We start from the raw sequence: 12,511 nt of genomic DNA, 5'->3' as shown, positions 1-12,511 counted from the left end.
CGCCTAGATGCACCAGAAGAATGTCAGCGATTTTTGCGAGATCACGTAAGCGTTATAGAATAGCACGGTAAAAGAATTATATTCTTTAGGTTTGGTGTCACGATATAAGATAATTTTTTGGCGGTGAAATGCAGTCGGTAAAACAAAGATGTGACATTGGTGAACACGCGTTAGAACAGTTCCGCTTCATGGACCAATGTCATCAAGAAAAGTTGCGAACCGCGCTTGTTACTATTGTTGGTGTTATTGGGCGCGCATCGAGACAAGTCGGAGCGCATATGATTGTGTGTGAAAACGGAAGCTATGCTGGCTCCGTCTCAAGCGGTTGCATTGATGGCAATGTTGTCGCCATGGCGCTTGATGTGATTAGGACTGGTACGGCGAAACGAGTTCAATTCGGCGAAGGCTCACCTTTTGTTGACGTCAAATTGCCTTGCGGCGGTGGTGTCGATTTGTTGATCTTGCCGACGCCAGACAAAAACGTAATTAGCGCGTTTGTGAATAGGTTGTCAGCGCGAAAAGTGGTTGAGATAGCGCTTGATCCGAGTGGCATAGAGATCGTTGAGGGCGGGAGATGCGAGGGGGTATTTCATTTTACCTATGTGCCGAAAATTGAAATTCGCGTCGCTGGCCGTGGATTAGAATTGTTACAGTTCTCGCGCGCGGCGTCTGCGGCCGGTTTTGATATTATTTCGTACACACCAGATATTGATGACAAAGCTGAGTGCGAAAGCTTCGGCAAATCAATTCATCTATCGGCTGTGGGTGATGTTGATGGCTTGTCGGGCGATGAATGGACCGCGATCGTCCTGTTGTTTCATGAACATGAGTGGGAGCCACCTTTGCTCAAGCAAGCATTAAAAACAGATGCGTTCTATATCGGTGCATTAGGAAGCCGTGTTACGCATGATGCGCGGTTGGAGGCTTTGCGTCAAAATGGTGTTAGCGAACACCTACTCAAGCGACTGCGCGGGCCGATTGGTTTGGTGCCGTCAATGCGCAACGCATCAATGCTTGCAGTTTCCACGCTGGCAGAGATCATAGAAGCATTTCAACAATCGCAGGCCATAAAGTGAAATTGAGCGACACTGGCGTTGTGGTACTTGCGAGCGGACTGTCAAAACGGTTCGGGCGCCAGAACAAACTTTTGGCAATGCTAAATGGACGGCCAATAGCGGAATATATCGCCGACACAATTCATAAGACAGAAATTCGATCACGAATCGTTGTTGTCCCAAACGGCGAGGTCATGTTGTCCGATATATTCCGAAAGCGGAATTTTCAGATCGTGGAAAACCAAACCGCCGAACTGGGGCAGGGCGCATCCCTTTCTCTCGGGGTTTCTGCGCTTTCGCAAAATGCTGGAGTGAAAGCGGTTTTCGTGTGTCTCGCTGATATGCCGTTTATTCAACCTGAAATATTTGCGGATTTAGCATCTGCGATTGACGATCGGCGGGCAGCGATTTGTACTGATGGAAGACAGCACACACCGCCGGCATTATTCACGCGAGAGGCTTTCCCGGGGTTGATATCTCTAACGGGTGACCAAGGTGCGAAACGTGTTCTCGATTCGCTTTCAGGTATAGCGGAAGTGGTTGTTTCTGCGGTGTGCCTTAAAGATATTGATCACCCGGAAGATTTGTTGACGGATGATTGAATAACAATTTGAGAATCCAATACCGAATACGGCAATTTTACGGCCATGACATGTCATCCATAGGGTAGTTCTGTAAAATTTGTTGCCTTTGTTATTGGTCGCAGGTTTTTTTCAACTTTATTGCCTGACTGGGGTTGAGAATTGATCAATCCTTGTCAAAAATCCCGCTATATTTCGTCGCTAATTTGTGCGTCACGATGGGCATTGAATGCTTGCGATGAAAAATGGGGAAGATATATGAAATTCAGATCAGTGATAGCATTCGTAGTGGGTACAGTTGCATTCTTTGCGTCGGCAGTTCATGCCCAAACCAGAGAGGAAATTCCACTGGGATATCAGTGGAAAGGCCGGGAAATTCTTGACGACGTATGGCGAATTCATCATTCCGGTTATAATGATGTCGCCATTCTTGTTTATGCTGATCGGCGCACGGGCGTTCCGCTATTGGAAGCGTTTGAACATACAAAAAAAGAGCGCGCAAAAATAGATAAGTGCCCAGCTTTGGGGAATGCTGAATCAGTTCCTAAGCACGAATTGTTTGGCGCGGCGATGGCGGCGCTTGAAAAAATCGATGACGATCCGAACAATGATGATTCCATCAATAATGTACCGATTATTGGGTACGAGGCCGTCGATAGTGAAGCCAATCCACGCTGTGCCCTTATCGCTCGTGAATTGGCGGGCGGTACTATGCTATATACTGTCGTTACGCATTTGAAGGGCGAGGTGATAGAAAACTATTACCAGATCCCCAAAAAAGCGCATAGATTGATGGACACCCTAAATGAACGCGCAATCGCCGCTATCAAAAAAGCGGAAATGGCGGCAAAGAAAAAAGAGCCTAGCGAGTGCGGAGGCGAGGTGGCCTATAAACATTGGGTAATGGCATGGTCGCCAAAGCTGGGGACTTTGTATGCCCGAAATCTGGAGTTCTTAGATAAAGCCGTAGCTAATGGTAAGGTCGCGCGTATCGGGATTATGGTCCGGACCAAACATGATGCCAAAGGCGTCGCACTTGAGACTACCCACAGCCTATATATGGCGGCCAAAGGCGACGGTGAGGAATTCATTCCCCAAAAACAGAGGCTGACCGTCGATGGCAAGATCGCTCAGGAGTGGGGCGATGGATTTCATCAATGGGCGGGGCTAACGCCAGCAGCAATGAATGCGCTCTACACAGGTAAAACCGCGGAAATCAAGACCAAAGAATTGGGACGTATCCGTTTTACGCTACAGGATATGAAAGAATCGTTGGAACTTCTCGATACAAACCAACAAATCGCTACGCTTACGAATAGATTAGAAAAGTGCCCCGAATGATAAGCAAGCCAGGAGGGGTAAACTGAATGGTTGATTTTGATCTATCTGAAAAATAGCTAGAACCGTATAGCCAATGAAATTATAAATCGCTGTTAGGTCAAGTGGCTGTGAATGCTGTCGGAGAAGAAAAGAAGAAGGTTCGTGCATCGGTCCGTGGTCGTGCAAACGCGGTAAAGCCTTTTCGGTGCAAGAATTTAATTGCAGGAATCGAAGACCCATTAGGCATCAAAAATATCGGAACGGTTATCCGCAATGCGGATGCGTTGGGTGTAGAGAAGGTTTACATCGTCGATCCGCGTGGGGCGCTTCCCGATGACTGGCAAGACATGCGCGAGCGGTAATCATTGTCGAAAACATCTGTTTCTGCTGTGAAATGGATGTTTGTCAAACGCTTCGATAGCACCAAATCCTGCATTGAACATTTGATGAAAAAGGAGTTTGTCTCCGTCGTCACGTCTCCCCACGTCAAAGGCAGAACCAATAAATATTTGCACGAAGGTAACTATACAGCACATACCAAACTCGCTGTTTGGTTTGGTAATGAAAAACACGGGATCAGTGAACTTGCTGTCGAGAACAGTACTATGTGTATTTCAATACCAATGTTCGGGATGATCGAGAGTTTAAATTTGGGTACTAGTTCCGGTATCGTTCTTTATGAAGTCGCCAAGCAACGACGAGAATATCAGAGCAAGTATCGTAATAGTAGGCATAAGGGAAAACGCGCTGAGCCGCTTCCAACCGAGATGCCTCGCGAAGAATCGTCAAGTTAGTTGTTACCGAGCAATCCGCCGGCGTCTAAAGCTTGGATTAGCGGTGGGAATGACCGACTGATCGAGATTTATTTTGATACTGATTTTTTTGGCTTTTTGTCTATCAACACTGCTTGCTGCCATTTGCTGGGTTTCTTATCGGTGCGATGAATGCAGCCTGCCCAACAGCAAGGGCGTTTTTGGCCGTCGAGAAGCTCCTCCACAGCTCGCTTGATCCGCCTTAGGCGCGTTTTTTCTTGTTTTGCGTCTTCGACCCAACAAATAAATTCGTTTCGACCGATAGGTGTAAGGTTTTCCCAGAGGTTTATAATTTCGTTGCTCTCAGTCAACGCATTGATCAAGTCCGTCGGTAACTCGTGTACCAGACCGCCTGAAAGTTTCTTTTTCATATTCACCTCTCTCTAAGGTAACGCGTCAAAATTATGTTGCCAGCCAACTTCGTGAAACCCATTCAGTGTACGTCCATTGTTTGAGATACACAGAAAGAATAGCAAAATACCTTTTATCTATGTGTATTAACGGCGCGTCTGGGTGATCTAGATACTGTTTCTGGTTGGGGTATTGCAATGAAAATATTATTCGACCTAGCGCTGAAAAACTTGAGAAATGCCACAAGCGCGCCGGTATTCTGATCAGTATTTCCTAAACCTTATGTTTGCTGCGCATTTAACCTATGATGCGAATGCGCACAGTTATGCAGTAACTTTGCCGGAATGCTATTTTCAATGATATCCGCTCTTGTTCTTTTGATTGTGCGTACTTCATCGTAAGGATGAGAGTGCCAGATCGCGATGTCCATCTTGCTTAAAGCTTGTGGCAGTCCCATTCCACCACATAGGGAGGTGAAGGTTTAGTAAGTGGGCACCGGGTAACGCGTTTTTTGCGCAAGCTCCGGAAGTTCTTTTTGGATGCGATAAACGGTAAATATCCCGATTGGTATTCCTTTCTGTTTGTTTCGAAAATTCATAATCAACAATGGCTGGTTATATCTAAGGGGATCGGTGTTTTGGCCGTTGGTGGTGTTAGTTATGAAAATGTAGCAGAGTGTCTGGAGCTTGGCTTCGCGGGAATCGGAGTCGGGTCAGAGTTTTACAAGCCAGGCAGGTCAGTGAATGAAATACGGAAACGGGCGCAGCGATTTATTTCGGCGATGCAAGCCGGGCAAAATTGATACACAATTTTTCTCAATACTAATGTGCCTTTCGTTGGTGTCATGCTCTGAAAAAGACACTGTGATTGAGCAGTGTTCGAAGGCAGATGTTGATCGCGCAATAGAACTTCCCGCAGGTAAGTTTGAATTGGGAAGTTTAGATTATTACCCAGAGGAAACGCCCGTAAAAAAGGTTTCTATAGAACCCTTTTCGATTGACAGTACCGAGGTTACGAACGCACATTTCGCGAAGTTTATTGAAGCCACCGGCTATGTTACCCGGGCCGAGCGGGGATTAGACGAGACGGTAGCGCCTGATATTCCGGATGAGCTGCGCGTACCCGGATCCCTGATATTTGAACCACCGGATGTTTTGGCTGGGTCATCGCCATTGACATGGTGGAGGTTTGTGGAGGGTGCGAATTGGCGACACCCGAATGGTCCTGATAGTACAATTGAAGGCAGGGAAATGTACCCCGTTGTCCATATCGCTATTGAAGATGCACAGGCCTATGCGGCGTGGGCAGGGCGCCGATTACCAACCGAAGCTGAATGGGAATATGCAGCGCAGTTCAACGCAAAGTATGAAGGCACACCAGATGCCAATTATTGGCAGGGAATTTTCCCGGTCTCAAATAGTGGTGCAGATGGCTATCTTGGGCTTGCGCCCGTAGGGTGTTTTGAACCAACCGGCGCAGGGTTGTTTGATTTGGTCGGTAATGTTTGGGAGTTGACGTCGAGCACCTATTACCCAACCCATGATTCTGAACAATTCAAAGTGCGGTACAAGGATGGATTTGACCCCAATAGTCCTAATGTGCCTGTAGTCGTAATCAAAGGCGGATCCTATCTGTGTGCTGAGAATTATTGCGCTCGATACCGGCCGGAATCACGACAGCCGCAAGACAAATTTCTCTCATCTTCACATGTCGGCTTTCGCACTGTGGGCGATTTATAAGAACGGTAATGGGTCCGGAGTGATTGAGTTAGTACCGGACCTGCCGATAGGCGTGGTTTTTATGAATTGCCAATCTTATTTTATAACCAAACAACGCGATCACTTTCGTAATTCATAAGCGTCCTCTGCATCAAATGGCGATGCTTTTATTAGGGGTGTGGGCGCTCAGTGTGCGCGGCTCCAATGTTAACGCGTGACCGACGAACCGACACTAGTGGTTGCTGATGCCTCACATGTGTCTGAGGAAGGCGACGGAAAACCAAACGAAAGATTTCTGTGGGCGTTTTGAGAGGCACAATCACGCAGTTGAAACATTACGATTAGAAAACAGCGCTAACGGCACAACTGGCGGAGAGGAAGGGATTCGAACCCTCGAAGGGAGTTAAAGCCCTTACTCCCTTAGCAGGGGAGCGCCTTCAGCCACTCGGCCACCTCTCCACCGCCGCTTTTGCCCGGAAAAATCCGATTTGGCAAGGCGCTAAGGCCACGGAATGTGGACAGAATTTCCCCGGCGGGCGCAGGACGCGGTTAACAGGTGCCGTTGCCGCCCCGTAGCTCGGCGAGCATTCCCGCATTGAGATCGGTCGCTTCAGCGTCGTCTTCGGCATTGCTGGCGATGAAATCGCGATAGGTCAGGCAGTTATTCATCTTCTTATCGGCGGCCAGGGCGGCATCTACATTTGTTTCGGTAGTCGCCAGTGGCGCTTCGATTGGACGGGCCATCGAAGGCGTTTGGGTTGCGGCTATGGTTTCGGTTAACGGTAGCGTGTTGTTGGTAGAAGCTTGGTCCGCTGTAATAATTTCGGGCGCTGATATGATGGCGGGTGTCTGTTTAATTTTAGTGCTCTCGTCGGTGGTTAGGGGCGCACTGTCCACCGGAAATGAGATAGGTGACGCTTTTCGAGCACGTTTTTTGCCTTTGCGAACCTCCGGTGTCACGGTTGTTTCGACCTCAACCGGCGGCGGCGGGTTCAGCGCGGCTTCGGCTTCTTCGGCAAAGCGCTTTGCCCGGTTGGCGGTTCGCGCTGGCAGTGGTGGCAGGGTCTGTTTTCCGCGCACCGCTGCGAGATTAGCCAAAACGTAAGATGGGTCTTTGGCGGACGCGGAGCGTCCCTTGGGGCCGCCGCGTTCGATATCAGCATAAAGCCGTCCGGGGATAGCGCTATCCCCAATGCGACCGCGATAGACCTGCACATTTTCAAGAACACGTTGCACATAATTGCGGGTTTCAGAAAACGGGATTAGCTCTACCCAATCGAGCGGGTCTACATCGGGGCTGCGGGGGTCACCATATTCTTGAACCCATCGCGTAACCCTTGATGCCCCGGCATTGTATCCTGCAAGGGTCATAATAAGTGAACCATCAAAACGGTCGATTAAGTGTGAGAGATGCGCAGACCCGATGGTCATATTGTAGACCGGATCGTCGAGCAGCGCTGTGCGCGAATAGGTTAGGCCCTCTTTGCGCGCAGTAATTTGTGCCGTGCTCGGAATAATTTGCATCACGCCGCGTGCGCCGGCGCGGGAATAGGCGCGGGGGTTAAATTCGCTTTCTTGCCGCGATAAACCAAGAATAATTTCCGGCGCAACAAAACGCTTTGCCTCATCTGGTACAAAAACCATCGGATAGGCTACTTCGGGCGCGAAGGCACCGCGCTGAATGCCAACTTTGCCCGCACGAACGGTTAGATGCGGTGCACCTTCGCCATCGGTCAGTTTAGCAAATTCAAGATACTCGCCGGGACGCTCTAGCTGGTCATCCACATGATAGGCGAAGACCATAAACTCATAGTCAAAGTCGAGATCGGTCAGGATACGTAGCGCAGCAACAGTCGGACGTGACGCGAACAAGGCGCGGTCGGTATATGAAGCCTCTATCGGTGTTGAGAATTTTGAATTGCTGAGTGCGCCGCCGACTTCTTCGGCTGCAAGTTGTCCGTAATAGGAATAGTAATGACTCGCGGCTTCGACGAAATAATTATGGGCGCGAATGTCATTGCCTTGGGCTTTGGCGGCACGACCGAGCCAATAATAGGCGCGTGAAACCGATATCGGTGACCCAACGGCAGAAGCGAGGGCAAGGAAATGTGACTCGGCACGGTCAGGCGCATTGAGAAAGCGAAGCGCCACCCAGCCCGCATAGAATTCAGCTTCAGCAAAATCGCCGCCATCTTCAAGACCGTGGCCAGCCGCCAGAGAGTAGGCGTCAGAGAAGCGACCATTTTTGAGCGCCCAACGCATCAATAATTGTCGCTCATCCCACCAGCGTTCGCCATTCCGGATCAAAGAGGGATCGGTCGGGGCTTTGTCGGCAAGCGAAATTGCATATTGCTCATCACCACGGCGGCGGAAATGGCGCACAGCCGCGAGCAGAACACCGGAATCGAGTTGGGCATCTTCGGGGAGGGCCGCGTACATTTTGGGGGCGCTTGATGCCGCCATCAACAACGCTGCGCGAGCTTCGGCCTTGCGGCGCTCTTTGCTGTCTAGTTCGCGGAAAATCCGGCGAGCATTCGTAACCTGTCGCGCCCATAACAGCCGGTCAACGCGTGCGGCGTGATCGTCTTTGGTGAGACGGCTTTTATAGGTCGAAAGGATTTGCCGTTCTTCGGCGACGGTGAAACTGTCATTGATCCACGCATTACGCAAAAAATGCTCGCCGCCTGTTTTGTCACCTACCGCGAAAAGCGCCCGCACCAACTGTAGTTTGCCTTTGCCGGTGACGGGTTCACGCGTATCGAAAAAGGCGAGGACCTGATCGGCTGGTGCTGAACTGGGGATGTGTTTTTCTACATAGCTGTGAATACGCGACAGTGCGGGCCAGTCAGGATTGGCATCAAGAAACTGGTCGGCTTCATTAAAATCCACATTTGGGTCTTGCGCCATGAAATACATCCACTGGCCAAGCGCGCGGGCAATGGGATCTTCCACGAGATCGGCCAGTGCCTTGCCTGTGGAAAAGTCGCGTGATTTGAGCGCTTCTTTTACCGCAACCAGTCGCTTTTTATCGGCGAGGGAGACATAGGTTGGGCCGGGCGCCGGTGGTTTGATTCGTGGGCCGGCAGTAAAGCTCGCGGGCTGGGCGCTGGCGGTGGCCATAAACGGCGCGTATAGCGCCAAGGAGACCAATCCGGCTTTGATTGCGCATGCAATCGGTTTGCGCCTCATGTTGTTGCGTAATTCGGCGGACTTTCGGTGCATAAAGCGTGGAAAGGCTAGCCCCCGGAATAGCCGCCATTCGGTTTTCACAAAATCAGTGCCAGACATACGCAACGATCATCCCCTTGAAACTCGCTCGCAGTCCTGACATTACCCCATCTTGGGTTTGTTCAAAACAGTACTGCCTTGCTGAATTGGTGCTAGAGGACTATGCAAACCTTAAATTTGAGAAAAACGAGCAAATGACAGCATTTCAAGGGTCGATTACGGCCTTAATTACACCTTTCAAGAATGGCGCAGTCGATGAACGCGCCTTTGCGGATTTAGTTGAGCGACAGATCGCGGCAGGAACCCATGGTTTGGTGCCGGTGGGGACGACGGGCGAATCAGCGACCCTGACAGATGAAGAGCACGAGCAAGTTGTGCGTCTTTGCGTGAAGGTCGCGGCTGGTCGCGTGCCGGTTATCGGCGGGGCTGGATCGAACGAAACATCCTATGCGATTTCGATGGCTGAGCGGCTTCAGAAGACAGGTGTCGATGCAATTTTGTCTGTAACCGGTTATTACAATCGGCCAAGCCAAGCCGGGTTGGTCGCGCACTACACCGCACTGCATGACGCGACAGACATTCCTATTATTCTTTACAACGTACCCGCACGAACGGTCGTGGGTTTATCCCGCGAGACAATGGCGACGCTTTCCAAGCTCGACCGCATTGTTGGTATTAAAGACGCAACTGGCGATTTGGCGCGGGTTGCGCTTCAACGCGTTGAATGCGGTAAGAAATTCACCCAGCTTTCGGGCGAAGATATGACCGCTGTTGGTTTTAATGCCATGGGTGGTGTCGGCTGTATTTCCGTGACGTCTAATGTCGCGCCAGAGCTTTGTGCCCATATGCAAGAAGCATGTTTGAATGATGATTATGTAACTGCGCGTGAGCTACAAGACCGCTTGGCCCCACTGCATGATGCATTGTTTTCGGATTCAAGCCCTGGCCCAGTCAAATACGCGATTTCACTATTGGGTTTGTGTACTGATGAGTTACGTTTGCCGCTTGTAACTCCGAGTGACGCGTCAAAAGCAAAGGTGAAGGCCGCGCTCAGTGAGCTTGGCCTTATCGGCTAATGGCACCAAAGGCACCCGAAGGCCGGAAGATCATTGCGGAGAACCGCCGCGCTCGGCATGAATATTTTGTCGAGGACGTGATCGAGGCCGGATTGATGCTGACGGGAACCGAAGTCAAAGCTCTGCGCGAAGGAAAAGCAAATATCGCCGAAAGCTATGCGTCGCCTGAAGATGGCGCGATCTGGTTGGTGAATGCGAATATTCCTGAATATTCTGCGGGCAATCGCGAAAATCATGAGCCTAAACGGCGGCGCAAATTGCTGTTGCATAAACGCGAGATTGCTCGGCTTTCCCAAGCGGTGGAACGCAAAGGTTATACGTTGACGCCATTGCGGCTGTATTTTAACGAGCGCGGCCGTGCGAAGTTAGAAATAGGATTGGCGCAAGGTAAAAAGCTGCATGATAAGCGGGAGACCGCAAAGGATCGTGATTGGGGTCGTCAAAAGCAACGACTTTTGCGCGATCGCGGATAAATCGTTCAGGATTTTTTAGCGCCGTTCGCATCTTCTTCGTAATACGGAACGAATGCTAATACTGTTTGAAATGCCGCTGCCGCACCAGCCCCGCCCGAAGCGCATAAAAGCAATACACTGATGATTTTCGGTTCTATGCCACTAAGCAATAGTGCGAGGCCCAGCATCGCTGCAAGCGCAACCATTGCACGGGCATAGAACCGTAGCAGTTTTGAAAAAGCATCACCGCGCGTTGTAAATTGTGCAGCAAAGCGCGGGCGTGCGATCCAAATATAGGTCCAACAACCAAAACCCGCAGCGACGATCGCGCCCGCAAGGCTAAGCCCATGGAAAAGATCAGAGAGTGTGTCACGGGCTTCGGCGAAGCTGATTACCGCGACGGCGGCACCGATAACGCCAAAAACTGCGCTGATAAAGAGCGTCAATAACGGCTTTGCGGTTTTAGCATCACGAAACGCAAGCTGACCGCCTTTGGGAGGCAAGCCCCAGTTCCTGTTGCTCATAAAAGCGTCTCCAGCACTGTTCTTTTTGGCGTCAGCGTTGATCTATCGTTTCACGAATTGCTGCGAAAACGGATTCGAACATTTCGGGCGTAAGGCGTCGTGTGTTCGTATTGTAACGCGAGCAATGGTAGCTGTCGAACAATTGTAAGCCTGATTGGTTCACAACGTGCTGTGCGCCGTGTCCGAATGGGGCGTCTTTCGGTTTGAGCCCCAATGTGGCGAGCGTTGAATCGTGGGAAATTCGGCCAAGGCACATAATGACTTTTAGTCTTGGCAGCGCCGCGAGTTGATTGATCAAAAACTGCCGACACGTTTTAATTTCAGCGCCGATGGGTTTATTCGCAGGCGGCACGCATCGCACAGCATTCGTGATCATCGCATCTTTAAGTTTTAGACCGTCATTTGGGTCGGCTTTGTATTCGCCGGTTGAGAAGCCAAATTTCGCCATGGTCGCGTATAAAAGATCGCCCGCATAATCGCCGGTAAACGGGCGAGCGGTTCTGTTTGCGCCGTGTAGGCCCGGTGCGAGGCCAACGATCAATAACTGCGCGCGTTTATCACCAAAAGAGGGGGCTGCACCGTTGAAATAATCGGGATATGCCTGCTGGTTCGCGTCACGGAATTCGGCCAGCCGATCACACAGGCGGCAATCGGTTGGCGGATCAGGCGTGGTTGGATCGGGTGCAGTTAGACCGGCAGCCGGTAGCTGTTTCTTGGTTTTGGGTTTTGCCACGCTCTTATTGCCTAATCGACGTCTTCGTAGTCATCTTCATAATCGTCCTCGAATTCGTCATCATCATCGGGGACTATTTCTGGACGAGACTTGCGCTGCGGCGTGCGGCGACCAATGGTTGTTTCAAGATCTGCCAGATCAAAAAAGCTATCGACTTGTCTGCGCAGTTCGTCAGATGCCATGGGCGGCGACGATTTCACCGTCGAGACGACGGAGACACGAACACCCTTGGACTGAATTGCCTCTATTGCTCGGCGGAAGTCACCGTTGCCTGAGAACAAGACTAAATGGTCGAGCCGGTCAGCCAATAACATCATATCAACCACAAGCTCTACATCGGTTGATCCTTTGAAGCGCTTTTTGCCCATAGAATCAGTGAATTCGCGCGTGATCTTGGTGACCATGGTGTAGCCATTATAGTCGAGCCAATCGACCAAAGGGCGCAGAGGAGAGTAATCTTGATCACGGTCCTCCTGAATAGCTGTGTAGTAGGATGCGCGCACAAGTTGACAGCTGCTCTGTGATTTTGAAAGCAAGCTTTTGTAATCTATATCAAATCCGAGGTTTCTTGCGGCTTTGTATAAATTAGCGCCATCAATAAAAAACGCGGTCTTTTCTTGTTCACGAAGTCCAAGAAATGAGTTCATAAACGCCTCTATAA

At 50.3% G+C, this 12,511-nt stretch carries 13 protein-coding genes and 1 tRNA gene; 8 read left to right on the top strand and 6 right to left on the bottom strand.

Annotated features, from left to right (window positions below; translation table 11 throughout):
• Positions 1 to 128 precede the first annotated feature (128 nt).
• The 5 genes from ABFZ84_RS13185 to ABFZ84_RS13165 all read left to right on the top strand — a co-directional run bounded on the left by ABFZ84_RS13185 (position 129) and on the right by ABFZ84_RS13165 (position 3,750).
• The gene (locus tag ABFZ84_RS13185) at positions 129 to 1,076 is read left to right on the top strand and encodes an XdhC family protein (RefSeq protein WP_369314482.1); all 948 of its coding nucleotides are present in this window, start codon (positions 129 to 131) and stop codon (positions 1,074 to 1,076) included.
• Positions 1,073 to 1,657 (top strand): nucleotidyltransferase family protein, encoded by a 585-nt coding sequence (locus tag ABFZ84_RS13180; protein ID WP_369314481.1) that lies wholly within the window; start codon positions 1,073 to 1,075, stop codon positions 1,655 to 1,657. The genes ABFZ84_RS13185 and ABFZ84_RS13180 overlap by 4 nt, the downstream gene beginning before the upstream one ends.
• Before the next feature lie 237 nt (positions 1,658 to 1,894).
• Positions 1,895 to 2,977: a hypothetical protein gene (locus tag ABFZ84_RS13175; protein ID WP_369314480.1), complete on the top strand. Its 1,083-nt coding sequence runs from the start codon at positions 1,895 to 1,897 to the stop codon at positions 2,975 to 2,977.
• Between the two features lie 107 nt (positions 2,978 to 3,084).
• Positions 3,085 to 3,318: an RNA methyltransferase gene (locus tag ABFZ84_RS13170; protein ID WP_369314479.1), complete on the top strand. Its 234-nt coding sequence runs from the start codon at positions 3,085 to 3,087 to the stop codon at positions 3,316 to 3,318.
• 3 nt (positions 3,319 to 3,321) lie between these two features.
• Positions 3,322 to 3,750, top strand: coding sequence for a TrmH family RNA methyltransferase (locus ABFZ84_RS13165; protein WP_369314478.1), 429 nt, complete (start codon positions 3,322 to 3,324; stop codon positions 3,748 to 3,750).
• 68 nt (positions 3,751 to 3,818) lie between these two features.
• Here the strand turns inward: ABFZ84_RS13165 and ABFZ84_RS13160 are convergent, their stop codons facing one another.
• Positions 3,819 to 4,139, bottom strand: coding sequence for a YdeI/OmpD-associated family protein (locus tag ABFZ84_RS13160; RefSeq protein ID WP_369314477.1), 321 nt, complete (start codon positions 4,137 to 4,139; stop codon positions 3,819 to 3,821).
• Positions 4,140 to 4,982: 843 nt separating this feature from the next.
• Between ABFZ84_RS13160 and ABFZ84_RS13155 the strand changes: the two genes are divergently transcribed.
• Positions 4,983 to 5,858 carry a formylglycine-generating enzyme family protein gene (locus ABFZ84_RS13155; RefSeq protein ID WP_369314476.1) on the top strand — a complete coding sequence of 292 codons (876 nt, stop codon included), beginning with the start codon at positions 4,983 to 4,985 and terminating at the stop codon, positions 5,856 to 5,858.
• A gap of 346 nt (positions 5,859 to 6,204) precedes the next feature.
• Here ABFZ84_RS13155 and ABFZ84_RS13150 read toward each other — a convergent pair.
• Positions 6,205 to 6,296: transfer RNA gene (locus ABFZ84_RS13150), tRNA-Ser, on the bottom strand.
• Between the two features lie 90 nt (positions 6,297 to 6,386).
• Complete coding sequence (locus ABFZ84_RS13145) at positions 6,387 to 9,125, bottom strand: lytic transglycosylase domain-containing protein (RefSeq protein WP_369314475.1); 2,739 nt, start codon at positions 9,123 to 9,125, stop codon at positions 6,387 to 6,389.
• Between the two features lie 134 nt (positions 9,126 to 9,259).
• On the opposite strand from ABFZ84_RS13145, the gene dapA reads away from it, so the two are divergent.
• Both dapA and smpB read left to right on the top strand, forming a co-directional pair.
• Entirely contained in the window at positions 9,260 to 10,141 is an 882-nt protein-coding gene (gene dapA, locus ABFZ84_RS13140; protein WP_369314474.1) for a 4-hydroxy-tetrahydrodipicolinate synthase, read from the top strand.
• Positions 10,141 to 10,614: an SsrA-binding protein SmpB gene (gene smpB / locus ABFZ84_RS13135; RefSeq protein WP_369314473.1), complete on the top strand. Its 474-nt coding sequence runs from the start codon at positions 10,141 to 10,143 to the stop codon at positions 10,612 to 10,614. Before dapA ends, smpB begins: the two co-directional genes overlap by 1 nt.
• A gap of 5 nt (positions 10,615 to 10,619) precedes the next feature.
• On the opposite strand, the gene ABFZ84_RS13130 is transcribed toward smpB, so the two are convergent.
• Genes ABFZ84_RS13130 through ABFZ84_RS13120 form a run of 3 tightly spaced genes read right to left on the bottom strand, consistent with a single transcriptional unit; the run spans position 10,620 to position 12,497 of the window.
• Complete coding sequence (locus tag ABFZ84_RS13130) at positions 10,620 to 11,117, bottom strand: hypothetical protein (protein WP_369314472.1); 498 nt, start codon at positions 11,115 to 11,117, stop codon at positions 10,620 to 10,622.
• 31 nt (positions 11,118 to 11,148) lie between these two features.
• Positions 11,149 to 11,850: a uracil-DNA glycosylase gene (locus tag ABFZ84_RS13125; RefSeq protein WP_407067093.1), complete on the bottom strand. Its 702-nt coding sequence runs from the start codon at positions 11,848 to 11,850 to the stop codon at positions 11,149 to 11,151.
• A gap of 11 nt (positions 11,851 to 11,861) precedes the next feature.
• On the bottom strand, positions 11,862 to 12,497 hold the full coding sequence (locus ABFZ84_RS13120) for a LabA-like NYN domain-containing protein (RefSeq protein WP_369314471.1): 636 nt from the start codon (positions 12,495 to 12,497) through the stop codon (positions 11,862 to 11,864).
• Positions 12,498 to 12,511: the final 14 nt, after the last annotated feature.

The sequence above is a fragment of the Hyphococcus lacteus genome (assembly GCF_041058985.1).
Lineage (GTDB): Bacteria > Pseudomonadota > Alphaproteobacteria > Caulobacterales > Parvularculaceae > Hyphococcus > Hyphococcus lacteus.
Note: the sequence above shows the minus strand (reverse complement) of the source record. Positions and strands in the feature narration are given on the sequence as shown.

What these genes read in the sequence shown, in the direction of transcription:
- ABFZ84_RS13175 (WP_369314480.1), top strand. Translation starts at nt 1,895, where the DNA reads ATGAAATTCAGATCAGTGATAGCATTCGTAGTGGGTACAGTTGCATTC.
- smpB (WP_369314473.1), top strand. Translation starts at nt 10,141, where the DNA reads ATGGCACCAAAGGCACCCGAAGGCCGGAAGATCATTGCGGAGAACCGC.
- ABFZ84_RS13130 (WP_369314472.1), bottom strand. Translation starts at nt 11,117, where the DNA reads ATGAGCAACAGGAACTGGGGCTTGCCTCCCAAAGGCGGTCAGCTTGCG.
- dapA (WP_369314474.1), top strand. Translation starts at nt 9,260, where the DNA reads ATGACAGCATTTCAAGGGTCGATTACGGCCTTAATTACACCTTTCAAG.
- ABFZ84_RS13185 (WP_369314482.1), top strand. Translation starts at nt 129, where the DNA reads ATGCAGTCGGTAAAACAAAGATGTGACATTGGTGAACACGCGTTAGAA.
- ABFZ84_RS13120 (WP_369314471.1), bottom strand. Translation starts at nt 12,497, where the DNA reads ATGAACTCATTTCTTGGACTTCGTGAACAAGAAAAGACCGCGTTTTTT.
- ABFZ84_RS13160 (WP_369314477.1), bottom strand. Translation starts at nt 4,139, where the DNA reads ATGAAAAAGAAACTTTCAGGCGGTCTGGTACACGAGTTACCGACGGAC.
- ABFZ84_RS13145 (WP_369314475.1), bottom strand. Translation starts at nt 9,125, where the DNA reads ATGTCTGGCACTGATTTTGTGAAAACCGAATGGCGGCTATTCCGGGGG.